At 69.2% G+C, this 15,808-nt stretch carries 11 protein-coding genes and 1 pseudogene; all 12 read left to right on the forward strand.

Going from position 1 to position 15,808, the window contains the following annotated elements:
* Positions 1-544 precede the first annotated feature (544 nt).
* The 12 genes and pseudogenes from ABGB16_RS20875 to ABGB16_RS20930 all read left to right on the forward strand — a co-directional run bounded on the left by ABGB16_RS20875 (position 545) and on the right by ABGB16_RS20930 (position 15,767).
* A complete protein-coding gene (locus tag ABGB16_RS20875; protein WP_347669791.1) occupies positions 545-2,257 on the forward strand; it encodes a non-ribosomal peptide synthetase in 1,713 nt (570 codons plus the stop codon).
* Between the two features lie 538 nt (positions 2,258-2,795).
* The gene (locus tag ABGB16_RS20880) at positions 2,796-3,587 is read left to right on the forward strand and encodes a cytochrome P450 (protein WP_347669772.1); all 792 of its coding nucleotides are present in this window, start codon (positions 2,796-2,798) and stop codon (positions 3,585-3,587) included.
* Positions 3,584-4,645 carry an NAD(P)-dependent alcohol dehydrogenase gene (locus ABGB16_RS20885; RefSeq protein WP_347669773.1) on the forward strand — a complete coding sequence of 354 codons (1,062 nt, stop codon included), beginning with the start codon at positions 3,584-3,586 and terminating at the stop codon, positions 4,643-4,645. Before ABGB16_RS20880 ends, ABGB16_RS20885 begins: the two co-directional genes overlap by 4 nt.
* On the forward strand, positions 4,642-5,673 hold the full coding sequence (locus tag ABGB16_RS20890; protein WP_347669774.1) for a GntG family PLP-dependent aldolase: 1,032 nt from the start codon (positions 4,642-4,644) through the stop codon (positions 5,671-5,673). Before ABGB16_RS20885 ends, ABGB16_RS20890 begins: the two co-directional genes overlap by 4 nt.
* A 185-nt stretch (positions 5,674-5,858) precedes the next feature.
* Positions 5,859-9,833 (forward strand): type VII secretion protein EccCa, encoded by a 3,975-nt coding sequence (gene eccCa, locus ABGB16_RS20895; protein ID WP_347669775.1) that lies wholly within the window; start codon positions 5,859-5,861, stop codon positions 9,831-9,833.
* Entirely contained in the window at positions 9,830-11,965 is a 2,136-nt protein-coding gene (locus ABGB16_RS20900; RefSeq protein WP_347669776.1) for a hypothetical protein, read from the forward strand. The genes eccCa and ABGB16_RS20900 overlap by 4 nt, the downstream gene beginning before the upstream one ends.
* A gap of 42 nt (positions 11,966-12,007) precedes the next feature.
* Positions 12,008-12,394 (forward strand): WXG100 family type VII secretion target, encoded by a 387-nt coding sequence (locus ABGB16_RS20905; protein ID WP_347669777.1) that lies wholly within the window; start codon positions 12,008-12,010, stop codon positions 12,392-12,394.
* A gap of 210 nt (positions 12,395-12,604) precedes the next feature.
* Positions 12,605-13,042 carry a hypothetical protein gene (locus ABGB16_RS20910; protein WP_347669778.1) on the forward strand — a complete coding sequence of 146 codons (438 nt, stop codon included), beginning with the start codon at positions 12,605-12,607 and terminating at the stop codon, positions 13,040-13,042.
* Positions 13,043-13,282: 240 nt separating this feature from the next.
* On the forward strand, positions 13,283-13,804 hold the full coding sequence (locus tag ABGB16_RS20915) for a hypothetical protein (RefSeq protein WP_347669779.1): 522 nt from the start codon (positions 13,283-13,285) through the stop codon (positions 13,802-13,804).
* Between the two features lie 219 nt (positions 13,805-14,023).
* Positions 14,024-14,251, forward strand: a pseudogene (locus ABGB16_RS20920) (IS5/IS1182 family transposase); the annotation flags it as partial.
* Positions 14,252-14,292: 41 nt separating this feature from the next.
* The gene (locus tag ABGB16_RS20925) at positions 14,293-14,712 is read left to right on the forward strand and encodes a hypothetical protein (protein WP_347669780.1); all 420 of its coding nucleotides are present in this window, start codon (positions 14,293-14,295) and stop codon (positions 14,710-14,712) included.
* A gap of 122 nt (positions 14,713-14,834) precedes the next feature.
* A complete protein-coding gene (locus ABGB16_RS20930; RefSeq protein WP_347669781.1) occupies positions 14,835-15,767 on the forward strand; it encodes an SDR family NAD(P)-dependent oxidoreductase in 933 nt (310 codons plus the stop codon).
* The last annotated feature ends 41 nt before the right edge of the window (positions 15,768-15,808 follow it).

Below are 15,808 nucleotides of genomic sequence, written 5' to 3' on the forward strand. Positions count from 1 at the left end.
CCGCGAAGTCCACCTCGGAGTGTTCCACCGACCAATCGCATCAGACAACGGCCGCGTCGCAGCCCCAGCATTCGGCACCGACGGCGGCGTCCAATACATGCTCTACGAAGCCGGACCCCGCCTCGACAGCAGAATCTGCGTCGCCCGCGCAGTCGAGTAAACTCTGCCGGCTGGTATTCCGCCGGGTGGGCAGGAAGGTCCCGACCTTCCTCGGCTCATGCGGCTCGGCGCGAAGCTCGACACCGACACGGCCTCTCATCCCGGACCCCGACAGGCCAATCCGGGCGGAGATGTGCAGGTCACTCGTAACCCAGGGTCTCGTACCGCCCTGCCCGGGGTCTCCGAAGAGATCGCCGAGTGAGGTGACGTGCGTCAATCACGGGTATATGGCCTGCGGCTTGTGCGCTGATGGTGGGGTGAAAAATCCCCTAGACGTACGGTGCCACCACGACGAGTCAGGCGGGTGCTCAAATTGGTTACACGAGACCATACCTCAGCCGAGCCGGAACAGCGTGTCTGTGATGAAGTGATGGCCGTTGCGCGAATGCGTCCAAACGACGACGCAATCGTGTGCGGCGACGAACGTCTCAGTTACCGCCACCTTGGTGCCATGGTCGGCCAGATCGTCGGCCAGTTGCCAGTAGAGCCAGGCCAGCGGGTCGGAATAATCGGTTACCGAGACATAGCGGTGCCCGCATGCATGCTCGCGGTGCACCTTCGTGGTCATTCGTTTGTCGTCCTCGACCCTGACGCACCGCCCGAAATCGACAAGTATGTACGGGAAGCGACGGGGATCAACCACGTCCTCGATCCGCGCTCGGTCAGCCACAGCACCCCGAGCGCTGGCGAAGGCTGGCCGCCTTGCGACTACCGTCACCATTCCCACGACGAGGCTTACGTCCTGTATACCTCTGGCAGCACGGGACGGCCCAAAGGTGTTTCCGTTTCACAGCGCAATCTGACGAGTTCGAACCAGGCTCGTCTCGCGGTGTACCGCGACTTCGGTACACCGCGTTTTCTGCTCCTGTCGCCCTTCTTTTTCGATTCATCTTTCGCTGGCATCTGGGGGACGCTGGCCGCCGGCGGCACGTTGGTGATCGCTACGGAAGACGAGCGCCGGAATCCGGCCGCAATCGCCGCGCTGCTCGACACCCATCGCATTACCCATCTGCTCACGATCCCGAATCTCTACGCAGAGGTGCTCCATGCCGTGGACACTCGGCGGAGCCCGACTGGCGTCGCAACGACGCTTCGAGTTGCCGTATGCGCAGGCGAAGCCCTCGCCGCGAGCGTAATAGAAGCGCATTTTCGCGCCCTCCGCGGTGTCGTGCTCTTCAATGAGTATGGGCCAACCGAATGCACGGTCTGGTCCACGTTCCGCCGCTATGACAGGCCAGCGGCGCCGACGATTGGGAACGCGGTCCCCGGAACCGACATCTACCTTTTCGACGGCGGGCTTTCCCCGCTGCCGGCCGGAGCGGTCGGCCAGATTTCGATCGCTGGACCGGGCGTGGCGAACGGGTACGTAAATGACCCCGTGGAGACGGGCCGCAGGTTCGTGACGGTCACGTTGCCGGACGGTCGGACGCGTCGCGTGTATCTCACCGGCGACCTCGGACGCTGGAACGCGGATGGAGAGCTCGAGTTCCTCGGGCGGCTGGATTCACAACTGAAGATTCGTGGCACCCGAGTGAACCCTGAAGCTGTCGAGCAGGTGCTGGTGGCCGACGCCAATATTCGGGCAGCCGCCATGGTCTACGACGCCGACGCGTTGACCAGCTATGTCTTCATAGTGCGAGCCACAGACGAGCAGAGCCTTGACGAGGCGCAGGCGCGCTCACTGGTGGCGGGATCGCTGGGCCGCGGACACGTTCCCGACCGAGTGATCTTCGTTGACGAACTCCCGCGAACAGGACGCGACAAGGTCGATCGAGTCTCGTTGCTGTCGGCTGCGCGCACTTCGCGGCCCAGTGGCGGGCGCCAGGTGGGCACCATCGAAGCGCAGGTCACTCGCGCTTGGGAGCGGGTACTCGGCGTCACGCTTACCGAGACTCATCCGGAAACAAGTTTTTTCGAGCTGGGTGGCAACTCCATCAGCATACTGCGACTCTCTCGCGAACTCGCCACAATCATCGGGTCACCGGTTTCCGTGGCGAAAGTGTACCGATGTGACACCTTGTCACGACAGGCTGAACTGCTGCGAGACCTGATCGAGAGACGGCCCGAATATGCCGATGTCAGTCAGGAGGCATCCTGACCGATGCAGGTCATCAGATCTGTCCAATGTTTATCCGGGCGACCGGCGCAGAACCACGTAGGCCCTCCGTTGGCCCTCGTCCAGGCGCGTCTGGGCGATAAAAGCGCGAAAGTGAGGGCACCGAATGGAACGGAAAAAACCCGATCTATGCTCCCTCGTCGACGGAGCTACCTACCGCGACGGGAACCCATTCGACACCTGGCGTTGGCTGCGTGAGAACGAGCCCGTAGCGTGGCAGAACGGCGGCGAGTTCGGCGATTTCTGGTCGGTTACCCGCCACGCTGACGTCGATCGAGTGCTCCGCGATCCTGATACATTCAGTTCGTCTTCAGGGATTCTCCTGAGGCCGCAGGCCATGGGTGCGGATCCAGGGGGAAACCGCACTCTCGCTCTGTCTGACGCGCCGCGTCACGGCGTACTGCGCAAAGCTGTCTCATCATGGTTCGCCCCGCGAAACCTCCGCTCGTTGGCTGAGTCATTGACAGCGATGGCTCGCGAAGACGTCGCAGCGGCCGTGCGCCGACGTGACGTTGATTTCGTGGCTGACGTTGCCGCCAAACTCCCGGTGGAGGTGGCGTGGATCTTCCTCGGCATTCCGGAAAAGGATCGTCCGGCGCTGACGAGGTGGTCGCTCGCGGCGTTCTGCTCCGACTCGGCCGTCGAGCGTACCGTGGCGCACCTGGAGATTCTCGACTACTTCCACACGCTGGCGGATGCGCGCCGGGCGCGGCCGGCAGACGACCTTGTCAGCGTCCTGTCCCGTGTCGAAGTCGACGGCCGCCTGCTCCCATTGGACGAGGTGGTGCTCAACTGTGACAACCTGCTCGTAGGAAGCACCGAGAACGTCAGACTGGCCATGGCCGGGGGCGTACAGGCGCTACTCGACCGAGCGTCGCTCTGGCAGCGGGTCCGCCGCGAGCCCGATCGGCTCATGCCCACGCTCGTCGAGGAGATGCTCCGCTGGACGTCGAGCGCGACCCACCTCGTACGAACGGCGCGGCGGGATGTCGAACTGGGCGGGCAGCGCATCGGCGCCGGACAACGCGTGGTGCTCTGGCTCCCCTCGGCCAACCGTGACCCGATCGCATTCGACGCACCGGAGGTGTTCGACGTCGCGCGGTCGCCGAATCGACACATCGCACTTGGTGCGGGCCCGCACTACTGCCTCGGCGTGCAGTTGGCTCGGTTGGAGATCCAGGCGGTGGTCGCGGAGCTGATCCGGCGTGTTGGCCGCCTACAAGCGAACGGTGAGCCCGAACGGCTGGAGTCCATTGTCGTCAACGGGTACCGGACCTTGCCCATCAGACTCGAAGCGGAGGAGATCCTGTGACTATCACTACCCGGGCCCTGGTCGCATCTGCACCACGCGCCGAACTTCAGCTGACGACGATCGAGCGGCGGGACCTTCGACCCGACGACGTCCTCATCAACATCGCGTACGCCGGCATCTGCCACAGCGATATTCATCAGGCCCGGGAAGAATGGGGAACGGCAATCTTCCCCCTGGTGCCGGGCCACGAGATAACGGGTACCGTCGCCGCCGTCGGTGATCAGGTCACACGATGCCGCGTCGGCGACCGTGTCGGCGTCGGCTATATGGTCGACTCATGCGGCGAATGTGAGTACTGCGCCGATGGCACCGAACAGTTCTGCGTCAAAGGGCAGGTCTTCACGTACAACTGTATCGACTACTACGGCGAGCCGACCTACGGCGGCTACAGCCAGATGATCGTCGTCCGCGATCGCTTCGTCTGCGGGCTCCCGGATGGCATCGACCTCGCCGCCGGCGCGCCATTGCTGTGCGCGGGGATCACGACCTACTCGCCCCTGCGGCGGTGGGGCGTCACATCGGGGACGCGCCTGGCGGTTGTCGGCCTGGGCGGGCTGGGTCATATGGCGGTCCGCCTGGCCAGCGCCATGGGAGCCGAGGTTACCGTTCTCAGCCGAACGAACGACAAGCAGGACGACGCCCGCCGGCTGGGTGCAAGCGACTTCTTCGCGACCGAGTCGTCGGGGACGACCGGAACTCTCCGCGGCCGGTTCGACATGATCCTGAATACGGTTTCGTCGGCGATGCCGCTCGATCCGCTCCTCAAGATGCTCCGTGTCGGCGGGGCCATGGTAATCGTGGGACTGCCGGGACAGCCGTTGGTCTTCGATGCCGAATCGATGATCAACAGCAACGCCGTACTGGCGGGGTCCCTGGTCGGTGGCATCGGTGAGATCCAGGAGATGCTCGAGTTCTGCGCACAGGCCGGGATCGGTGCGGACATCGAGATCATCTCCGCCGATCAGGTCAACGTCGCCTACGACCGGGTGGTAAGCGGCCAGGCGCGATACCGGTACGTCATCGACGTCTCGACGATGAGCTTGGACGGCTGCCAGTGAATGGCGGTGCGTCCCACCGCCCGCTGGACCTCCGCTCCGACACCGTGACCCGGCCCGACGAGACGATGCGGGCTGCCATGGCTGCCGCCGAGGTTGGTGACGACATCCTCGATGGTGACCCGACCGTGCGCGCCCTGGAGGAGAAAGCAGCGGAGATCCTCGGCACCGAAGCAACGCTATGGGTGCCAAGTGGCACGATGGGCAACCTGATCGCGCTCACCGTGCACATGCGGCCAGGGGATCGGTTTCTGGCCCCCGCGCTTGCCCACGTCGTCGAATTCGAACTCGGTGGCTGGGCGTCGTTCGCGGGCGGCGTTCCCCATGCGCTGCCGTGGTCGGCCGGCCCGGGCCGGGTCAGCCCGGCCTCCGTGCGAGCCTCGGTCCCGCCGAGCCAGCCGTACGATGCGCTTCGTGATCGGCTGCTCTGCCTCGAGAACACGCACAACGCGGCCGGCGGCACGGTGACGGAACCAGGTGAGCATCGGGCGGTGACAGCCACCGCCAAGGAAGCCGGCCTGCTCGTCCACCTGGACGGAGCGCGAATCTGGAACGCGGCAGTGGCGCTCGACGTGCCACCAGCTGAGCTCACCTGGGGGGTCGATTCGGTTCTCGCGTGCCTGAGCAAGGGACTGTGCGCTCCCATGGGCTCGGTGCTCGGCGGCTCAGCAGAGTTCGTCCGTGCCGCCCGGCGCCTGCGCAAGATGCTCGGCGGGGCTGTCCGACAGGGCGGCGTGATGGCGGCCGCCGGCCTCGTCGCACTCGGTCGGATCGAGCTCCTCCGCAACGATCACAGAAACGCGCAGGTCCTCGCATCCGGACTCCGGGAACTCGGCTGGGAGGCCGCCTCGCCCGAGACGAACATCGTCCTGGCGAGTGTCAGCGACGCCGAGCGCCGAGTCTCGGAGCTGCACAGGATGGGCGTTCTGGCGACAACGATCTCGGGAGCGGTTCGCTTTGTGACGCATGCTGATCTGTCGGAACAGGACATCCAGGAGGTTGTCGGGCGAATTTCGTCCATGTCGCCATAGCGGCTCTTCTGTATCGCCGGCCCCGACCAAGCCCGTGTCACGCCGGCCATCGCACCGCCCACGGCGGGTGCGGCTTGCTCGTGCGCCCGCCCGCCGCAGGGGGCGCCCAGCGGCGACCCCGGTGCGGAAAATTATCGATCCCGGGTGCCGGTCAACTTTTTCCGGCTCGCAGCCGTGTAACGGATGTGAGCACTAGACCTTTCCGGCGGCCGGCCCGCCGCAACGGACCCGAGCTGCCGCACGGCGAGATCACCCTGCAGGAGCCGCCGGTCGTCCCGGAGGTCCAGCCCGCCGGATTCCGCTCGCTCGGGATGATCCTGCCGAGCCTGCTGATGACCGGCGGGTTCATGTTCATGATGATGAGCAACTCGCTCAGAGGCCCGATGGGCATCGTCATGCTGGTCATGATGGGCGGCGGCATGCTGGCCATGGCGGTGTTCGGAATGACGATGCACTCCGGCAACCGCAAGGAGCAGATCAACGGCGACCGGCGCGACTACTTCCGCTACCTGTCCCAGACCAGAGGCCAGGTCCGCAATTACGCGGCGGAACAGCAGGCCGCGCTGGCCTGGCGGCACCCCGACCCGCAGTCGCTGTGGTCGCTGGCGATGACCAGCCGGCTGTGGGAGCGCCGGCCGACGCATCCGGACTTCGGCGAGATCCGGGCCGGCACCGGCGCCCAGCGGCTCGCGGTGCGGATCAGTCCGATGGAGACCAAGCCGGTGGAGGACCTGGAACCGGTGTGCGCGAAGGCGTTGCGCCGGTTCATCAAGGCGTACACGACGGTGCCCGACCAGCCCGTCGCGCTGTGCCTGCCCGGGTTCGCGCACGTGCGGATCAGTGGCGACCGGGACGTGGCGCTGGGCATGGTGCGCGCCATGCTCGCCCAGTTGGTCACCTTCCACGCCCCGGACGAGCTGCGGCTGGCTCTGTGTATCGGCGCCGAGCAGGCCGCGCAGTGGGAGTGGGCCAAGTGGCTGCCGCACGCCAAGCATGCCACCGACGTCGACGCCGCCGGGCCGGTGCGGCTGATCGGCGCCACCCTGGAAGAGGTGGAGCGGCTTCTGGGTGCGGAGTTCGCGGCCCGTTCCCGGTACGCGGACGACGCCCAGCCATCCCGCGAGGAACCGTTCGTCGTGGTGGTCTGCGACGGCGGCGTCATCCCGGCGGGCGCCCGGCTGACCGTCTCCGGGTACCGCAACGCCGTCCTCGTCGACTTCGACGGCCGCGGCCTCGCCGACGGGGACAACGCGCTCAACCTGGAGGTGTCCGCCACCGACGTGGACATGATCGAGAAGGACCACGTGGGCCGGGAGGTGCGCACCCGGCTCGCCGCACCGGACCACCTGGATGTGCCCCGGCTGCGGACGCTGGCCCGGATCATGGCCCGGCACGCCACCAAGGTCACCGGCGAGCAGCCGGCCAGCGGGCTCAGCGCCGTCCTCGACCTGCCGGACCTGCTGGACATCACCGATCTGGACACCTTCGACCCCCGCGAGCGGTGGGACGCCCGCACGCCCGCCGACCGGCTGCGGGTACCCATCGGGGTGGCCGCCGACGGCTCCCCCATCGAGCTGGACATCAAGGAGTCCGCCGAGGGCGGGATGGGGCCGCACGGCATGCTCATCGGCGCCACCGGGTCGGGCAAGAGCGAACTGCTGCGCACCCTGGTACTGGCCCTGGCGGCCACCCACTCCTCGGAGACCCTCAACTTCGTGCTGGTGGACTTCAAGGGCGGCGCCACCTTCGTCGGGCTGGACCGGCTGCCGCACGTCTCCGCGCTCATCACCAACCTGGCCGACGAGGCCGCGTTGGTCGACCGGATGCAGACCACCCTGCAAGGGGAACTGGTACGCCGGCAGGAGCTGCTCCGCCGGGCCGGCAACTTCACGTCGGTGCGCGACTACGAGAAGGCCCGGGCCCAGGGTGCCGAACTCGACCCGCTGCCCACCCTGTTCCTGGTGGTGGACGAGTTCAGTGAGCTGATCGCGTCCAACCCCGACTTCATCCAACTGTTCGTGATGATCGGTCGGCTCGGCCGCTCGCTCGCGGTCCACCTGCTGCTGGCCTCGCAGCGGCTGGAGGACGGGCGCATTCACCAGCTTGAGGGCCACCTGTCGTACCGCATCGGGCTGCGTACCTTCTCCGCGATGGAGTCGCGGGCGGTCATCGGCGTACCCGACGCGTACGAGCTGCCGGGCGATCCGGGCAACGGATACCTGCGCTCCAGCGTCACCAGCATCACCCGGTTCAAGGCCGCGTACGTGTCCGGCCCGCACCGGGTACGCGGCACCAGGCTGCACCGCGAGGTGATCGCCAGCCAGGTCGTCCCGTTCACCGCCCGGGCCGCCGCGCCCGCCATCCCGGCGCCGCGCCCGCCAGTGGAGCAGACACCGGACGAGCCGGCCGACACCGGCACCACCGTGCTGCACGCACTGGTGGACAGGCTGGTCGACCAGGGTCCGCCGGCACACCAGGTGTGGATGGCGCCGCTGGAGGACGCGCCGACCCTGGACGACGTGATGCCGCCGCTGTTGCCCGACCCCGAGCACGGGCTGCGTCCGATCGACGCCGGCCAGCGGGCCTACCTGCAGGTACCGGTCGGTCTCATCGACAAGCCGTTCGAGCAGATGCGCGACCTGCTCGTGGTGGACCTGGCCGGGGTCGGTGGGCACGTGGGCGTGGCCGGCGGGCCGCAGAGCGGCAAGAGCACCCTGCTGCGGTCGCTGGTGTGCGGGCTGGCCCTGACCCACTCGCCGCGGCAGGTGCAGTTCTACTGCCTCGACTTCGGCGGCGGTTCGCTGGCCGGATTGACCGGCCTGCCGCACGTCGGCGGCGTGGCCGGCCGGCACGAACCGGAGCGGGTGGGTCGCACCGTGGCCGAGGTCCGCTCCATCCTGTTCGAGCGGGAACGCCGCTGCGCGGACCTGGGCATCCACGGCCGGGACGCCTACCGGCAGGCGCAGGCCGACGGTCGCATCCCGGAGGACCGGTTCGGCGACGTGTTCCTGGTCGTGGACGGGTGGTTCGCCCTGCGCCAGGAGTTCGAGCCGGTCGAGGAGATGGCCAGGGACATCGCGGCCCGCGGCCTGAACTACGGGGTACACATGATGGTCTCCATGGGCCGCTGGTCGGAACTGCACATGTCGATGCGGGACAAGATCGGGACCCGCCTCGAACTACGCCTGGGCGACCCGGTGGAGTCCGGGATCGACCTGCGCGCGGCGGCCCAGGTGCCCCGCCGGCCGGGGCACGGGCTGACCGACGCGAAGCTGCATTTCCTGGGCGCGCTGCCGCGCATCGACGGCGTCCAGTCGGCCGAGGGACTCGCCGCGGCCACCGAGCACCTGGTGTCCGCGGTGGCGGACAGCTGGCCCGGGGAACGGGCCGCTGCGGTACGCACCCTGCCGGCCTCGCTGCCGATGGCCGAGCTGCCGGCGCCGCAGGACGCCCGCATCGCGCTCGGCGTGGACGAGAACCAGCTCGCGCCGGTGTGGCACGACTTCCGGGCGATGCCGCACCTGACCGTGCTGGGGGACGCCGAGAGTGGCAAGACGAACCTGCTGCGCGTCATCGCCCGGGCGATCGTCGCCAGCCACACCCCGGCCCAGGCGCGCATCATGGCCGTCGACTACCGGCGGCAGCTCTTCGACGACGTACCGGCCGCCTACCGGCTGGGCTACTCGGTCTCGCCGGACAGCACCCGGGACACCACGGGCGAGGCGGTGGCCGGCGTCAAGCCGCGGGTGCCCGGCTCCGACATCACCCCGGAGCAACTGCGTGCCCGCGACTGGTGGGCCGGCCCCGAGTTGTACGTCCTGGTCGACGACTACGAACTGCTCGCCGGGCACGACAACCCGCTGGCCGGCCTGATCCCGTTGCTGCCCCAGGGCGGCGACATCGGCCTGCACGTGGTCATCGCGCGGGCTGCGGCCGGGGCGATGCGACTGTCGATGGACCCGCTGCTGCGGCGCATCCAGGAACTGAACACTCCGGACGTGGCGCTGTCCTGCCCGCCGACGGAGGGTCCGCTGCTGGGTAACACCAAGCCGCGGACGCTGCCCCCGGGCCGGGCGCTGCTGTGCACCCGGCGCGGCAGCCGGCTGATCCAGACGGCTCTGGCACCCGAGCCCGCGGTACCCACCGAGGCCAGCCGATGACCCGCACCGCCACCCGCCCCCGTCGTACGCCCACCCCACCGGCCCGCACCGCCGAGCCGGCTGAGCGGGCCGAGCGGGCCGAGCGGGCCGAGCCGGCCGAGCGGGCCGCGGCGCCCGAGCCGGCCGCGGCGCCCGAGCCGGCCGCGGCGCCCGAGCCGGCGGTGGAACTGGCGCGGCGGCTGCGGGCCGCGGCCTGCCTGCCCGGGCCGTCCGCGGCGCCGACCGCCTGGCCCTGCGACGTGGGGCTGCTGGACTGGCTGCGCCGGATGACCTATCCCGGCCTGTACACCTGGACGGCCGAGGAGAACCTGGCGCGCCGCTGGATCGGCGGCGACATCTTCGGCTCCCGCCGGCTGCCGCCGGCACCGGAGTTCCTCGCCGGCACCGACGTCCGCCGTCTCGCCCCGCATCTGGTCGCGCCGCTGTTGCGGCGGCTGAGTATGACGGGTCCGACCCCCAGCGCCGCCGACCTGGCGCCCGCGGCCCTGGCCGCCGACGCGGGCCAGGTCAGCACGTTCCGGCGCGACGGCGCCGCCCGGCTCTGGGGCCAACCGGAGCACGCGCCGCCCCTGCCCGACACCACCGCCATCCCGCACATCGTGCACGGCATCTGGCTCGGCCGGCCGCTGCCCGAGTCGAACAGCTTCTGGGCCAACTACGGCGCGGCGGCCGACAGCTACGCCGGCCAGGTCGACTTCGTGCTGTGGACGGACATCCCGCGGGCCCGCTTCGACGCGGCCCGCGCCACCCCGCCCGCGCCGGCCGGCCAACCCGATTCGCTGGCCCCGGTACGCGCCCTGCTGGCCTGGGCCGGCACCCACGGCATCCACCTGGTGAGCGTGGCCGAACTGTTCCACGCGAACGCGCCGATGACCCTGCACACCCCGTACGCCCTGGAGTTGAACCGGGGTCTGCCGCAGGGTTTCGCCGCGGCCAGCGACCACCTGCGGGTCGAGGTGGTACACCGGTTCGGTGGCCTCTACGCCGACGGTGACCTGCACTTCCTCCCGGACAGCGCGCTCCAGCCGGACGAGCGGGCCGGCACCCCGGCGGACCAGCGTGCCGAGGGCCCGGCGGACGGTGGGTACCGGCTGTTCCGCGGCCGGTGGCACGGGCCGCCGGAGGCCGACGGGCCGGCCCGGTTGCCGGAACTGTTCGACCGGGTCGCCGCGTCGGCGCACGGGTTCACGGTGCACGCGCTCACCGACGAGATCGTCCTCAACGACGTGATCCTGGCCCCGGCGGGGCATCCCGCGCTGGCATTGTGGCTGGAGGGTGCGCGGTACAACTACCTGCGCGACCCGCGCGACCTGTACGCCGCCGGCGCCCCGCAGCCGGCCGGGTCGGACCCGCCGCTCACGTCGGATTCGCCGCTCACCTCGGACCCGCCGCTCGCATCGGACCCGTTGCGCACGTCGGATCCGCAAGCCGGGTCCGGCCCGCCGGTCGCGGGGGCGTCGGGGTGGCGGGGGGAGCCGGCCTCCTGGACCTGGGCGGTGACCGCGATGCGTACCGGGCGGGTGCACCACTGGCTGCTGGCCCGGCTGGGCATCGGCGCGGCCGAGCTGGTCAAGCCGGCGCCGGCGGTACGCGGGCACAGCGAGCTGAGCTGGCTGCCGCCGGTCGACGGCCAGCCGCCGGTCGCCTGTCCCGACCCGGACCCGCTGCCGACTCTGGTCGCCTGCGTGGACCTGCTGCGCTGGCAGCACCTGTCACGCTCCGGGGACCTGTGCCTCACCGCGGTCGCTCCGCTGGTCCGCGGGCTGCCCGAGCCGGACACCGCGTGGACCGCGCTGCTGCTCGCGTTCGGGCACCTGTCCGTCGACCTCGGCCCGGTCACGTCGGTCACCGATCGGCGACGCAACCAGGACCAGACCCTCGACGTGGTGGTACTGCCGCCCGAGGCGGAGGCGCTGCTGGATCGTACCGCGACACCGGCCACCTGGTTCGGTTCCGGCGCCCGCTCCGGCGACGCTGGCGGAGCCGGACCGGAAGTCACCGCAGGCCAGGAGTACTGGTTCCTCGGCGAGCGCACGGTCCCGGCCCGGCTGCTGCCGCCGCGGCCCGACCCACCGGACGGGCGCGGCGGGCGCGACCACATCACGGACCTTCCGGCGACAGCCGCCGGATGACAGACCAGGAGAGTCATTGTGACAACCCCCAACAGAGGAGTCGTGGGCGGCGAGTTCGGCCTGATGGCCGACGAGGCGACCATCACCGGTATGGTCATGGCGTTCACCCAGGCCCAGACCGAGGCCGCCGACAGCTTTCGGAACGTCGTAGGAGCACAGGCCACTCTGCGGGCCCAGTGGCAGAGCGACGCGGCCGCGCAGAGGTTCTTTGAGGCCGTCAACCAGTGGCTGGCCGGCTTCCAGAAGGTCCAGGAGGGCCTGAACAAGCTCTGCCACAGCATGGAGCAGTACTCGCGACTGACCACCACGACCGAAGACGACAGCGCCATGCAGGCCGGCAGCTGGGCCACGGCGCCCAACCACCAGTTCGTCAGCGGCAATCGTGTCCAATGGCCGCCGACTCCACTCGACCGTCACCCGGCTCACTAGCCGCAGGCATTGCCTGGCCTGACGGGCGTAGCCGCTGGCCGCATCCGCGTGGCACAACCCAGGACCGGACCCGACCGGGCGGCGTCACGGCGCCGCCGGCCGGGCCAACCGGTCCGCCGCCGTGGCCCGACCCACCGGCCGGACGCGGCACACGCGGCCACATCACCCACCTTCCGCCGGCAGCGCCCCGGATGACGAGCAAGGAGAGTCATGGTAGAGAAACAGTACGGGTACGTCACGCAAGGCATCACACTCCCGATCGCCGCCGATGAGGCGACCATCACCGGCATGGTCATGGCGTTCGCCCAGGCCCAGACCGAGGCCAGCGACAGCTATCGGAACGTCACAGCCGCACAGGGCACTCTGTCCGCCCAGTGGGTGAGCGACTCGGCCTCGCTGAGGTTCCTTGAGGCCGTCAACCAGTGGCTGGCCGGCTTCCAGAAGGTCCAGCACGGCCTGAACATGCTCAACCTGAACATGGAGCAATACGCCCGACTGACCACCACGACCGAAGACGACAACGCCATGCATGCCGGCAGTTGGGCCACGCCGGCCAGCGGCGAACAGCCTCTCCCCGGCCAACTGCTCAGGAGGGGCATGGTTGTCCAAAAGCCGATGGCCCCACTCGGACGGCTCGAAGGTGAGTGACCGTCAATTGGCTCACTAGCCGCAGGCATTGCCTGACCTGACGGGCGTAGCCGCTGGCCGCATCCGCGTGGCACAAGCCAAGACCGGACCCGACCGGGCGGCGTCACAGGCCCGGCTGACCGCCCACCGGGAGGCCAACCGATCCGCCGCCGCAGCCCGACCCACCGCCCGGACGCGGTACACGCGGCCACATCACCCACCTTCCGGCGGCAGCCCGCCGGATGACGAACAAGGAGAGTCATGGCAGAGAATCAGTACGGGTACGACGCGCGAGGCATCACACTCCCGATCGCCGCCGATGAGGCGACCATCACCGGCATGGTCATGGCGTTCGCCCAGGCCCAGACCGAGGCCAAGAACAGCAGCGCGAATGTCCAAGCCGCAGGCATAGCGCTGCAAAACTCGTGGCAGAGCGACGTGGCCGTGCATCGGTTCCTTGAGGCCGTCCAGCAGTGGCTGGCCGGCTTCCAGAAGGTCCAGCACGGCCTGAACATGCTCAACCTGAACATGGAGCAGTACGCGCGACTGACCACCACGACCGAAGACGACAACGCCGTGCAGGCCGGCAGTTGGGCTGCAGGGGACGGCCTGCTGTACGGCAGGGCCCAGAGGGCCGAAATGCCGATGGCCCCACTCGGACGGCTCGAAGGTGAGTGGGCGTCAGTTTTCACGGCGGCGAAGCCCTTTGATCCCGGTCAGGAGGCGCGGGACTCTGAGGCCATCGGGATCACCCTACCGGACGTCGGTCGCGGCGGCAGATGAGGAGCATGCCTGACACCACTGACGTCGGTGGCCTGACCGTCAGTCGGGTCTCGACCGCCTCCAGCGGTTCAGCGGCCTGGATCGGATGATCGCCGCCCACGAGCGCGGCCTGCTGCTGACCGTCGAGCAGCAGGCCGCGATCCTCGGCCCCGAGTGGAGCCCGGACTGGGTGTAGAAGGAACCACCTGCCGGGCTTGGGACGAGCCGGCTGATCACGCGTTGGGTCGGTCGTGGGGTGGCTGGACGACCAAGGCGCATCTGGCCTGGCCTGCGAGCAGGGCCGCACGCCTTGGGCGATGCCGGCGACCGGCGGGCAGCGTGGCGACAGCTGCGGTTCGCCCGGGTCCCGGCCCGTATCCGGGTTCCCCGGCCCGCCGGTGGCCGACCCCGCACCCGACCCGGCCGGTCCTGGCGGACAAGGTCTACAGCTCGCGCGGCAACCGCGCGAACCCACCCGCAGGAGCCTTAAAAAACAGACAAGGAGAGTCATGACAACCCCGAACAACGGGATCGTCGCCGATCAGGAGACCATCACCGGCATGGTCATGGCGTTCGCGCAGGCCCAGACCGAGGCCAAGGACAGCTATCGGAACGTCATAGCCGCAACCCAGGCGCTGACCGCCTCGTGGTCGAGCGACATGGCCGAGCCGAAGTTCATTGAGGCCATCAGGCAGTGGTTGACCGGCTTCCAGAAGGTCCAGCTGGGCCTGGACACGCTCAACCTGAACATGGAGCAGTACGCGCAACTGACCGCCACGACCGAAGACGACAGCGCCATGCAGGCCGGCAGTTGGGCCGTAGCGACCGGCGGTGTCCCGGACGGTCCCGCCAACGGCTGGGTCCCCAGAACTCCGCGCAGTACCACTGTGATCTACGAAAAGCGGGTCCCGTCTCCAGACGGTGCGTGACCTGGCGCCGGCAGCGTCCAGTTGCCGCAACTGGACGCTGCCGTCGTCGGGCCAGCGCGCACCGACCTGGCCGGTGGCCGCCTGCGGATGGCAGAGCGGCCACCGGCAGCGTGGCGAAGAGCGTGAACACGGCTACCATCACCGTCGCCGCGCTGATGATGACCCCGGCCGTGCGGCTGGTCCCCTCGGTGACCGCCAGCCGGGCCGGTGGCCCTCGGTCGTGGCGCTCCCGGATCCGGCTCCGGGGTCCTGAATCGCATCGCTGTTTACCAGAGAGGACCCCCATGAACCGCTTCGACGGACGTACCGCCATCGTCACCGGCGGTGGATCCGGCATCGGCCAAGCCACCGTCCTGCGCCTGCTCGACGAAGGCGCCACCGTGCTCGCCGCCGACATCTCCACCGACGGACTCACCGACACCCAGGCCCGCGCCGACAACGCCGGCACGGCGCCGCGGCTGAGCACCGCTGTGCTCGACATCGCCGACGAGACCGCCGTGCAGGACGTCGTCGGCCGCGCCATCACCGACCTGGGCCGCCTCGACGTGCTCGTCAACGCCGCCGGGATACTGCGCGGCGCGCACACCCACGACTGCAGCCTCGAACTGTGGAACCGGATCATCGCCGTCAACCTGACCGGCACCTTCCTGGTCACCCGAACCGCCCTGCCGGCGCTGCTGGACACCGGCCGCGGCGTGATCGTCAACTTCAGCTCGACCTCCGCCTCGTTCTCGCATCCGTTCATGGCCGCATACTCGGCCAGCAAAGGCGGCATCGAGGCGTTCACCCACGCCATCGCCGGCGAATACGCCAAGCAGGGCCTACGCGCCGTCAACATCGCACCCGGCAGCATCAGCAGCGGCATCACCAACGACTTCACCAGGCTCGTGCCCTCCGACATCGACTACACCCTGCTCCGCAAACTCACACCCGCACTCGGACAGGGTCACGCCGCACCGGAGACCGTCGCAGGAGTCGTCGCGATGCTCGCCTCCGACGACGGAGCCTTCATCACCGGCACAGAGATCCGCATCGATGGCGGCACCCACCAGTAACTACGCCGGGATGCGCGCGCAGCCATTGCGCGAGTGGTTCG

It is taken from the genome of Micromonospora sp. B11E3 (assembly GCF_039871625.1).
Taxonomy (GTDB): Bacteria; Actinomycetota; Actinomycetes; order Mycobacteriales; family Micromonosporaceae; genus Micromonospora.

Coding starts and splice junctions, on each gene's coding strand:
- ABGB16_RS20875 (WP_347669791.1), top strand. CDS start 545: ATGCGTCCAAACGACGACGCAATCGTGTGCGGCGACGAACGTCTCAGT.
- ABGB16_RS20900 (WP_347669776.1), top strand. CDS start 9,830: ATGACCCGCACCGCCACCCGCCCCCGTCGTACGCCCACCCCACCGGCC.
- ABGB16_RS20910 (WP_347669778.1), top strand. CDS start 12,605: ATGGTAGAGAAACAGTACGGGTACGTCACGCAAGGCATCACACTCCCG.
- ABGB16_RS20915 (WP_347669779.1), top strand. CDS start 13,283: ATGGCAGAGAATCAGTACGGGTACGACGCGCGAGGCATCACACTCCCG.
- ABGB16_RS20925 (WP_347669780.1), top strand. CDS start 14,293: ATGACAACCCCGAACAACGGGATCGTCGCCGATCAGGAGACCATCACC.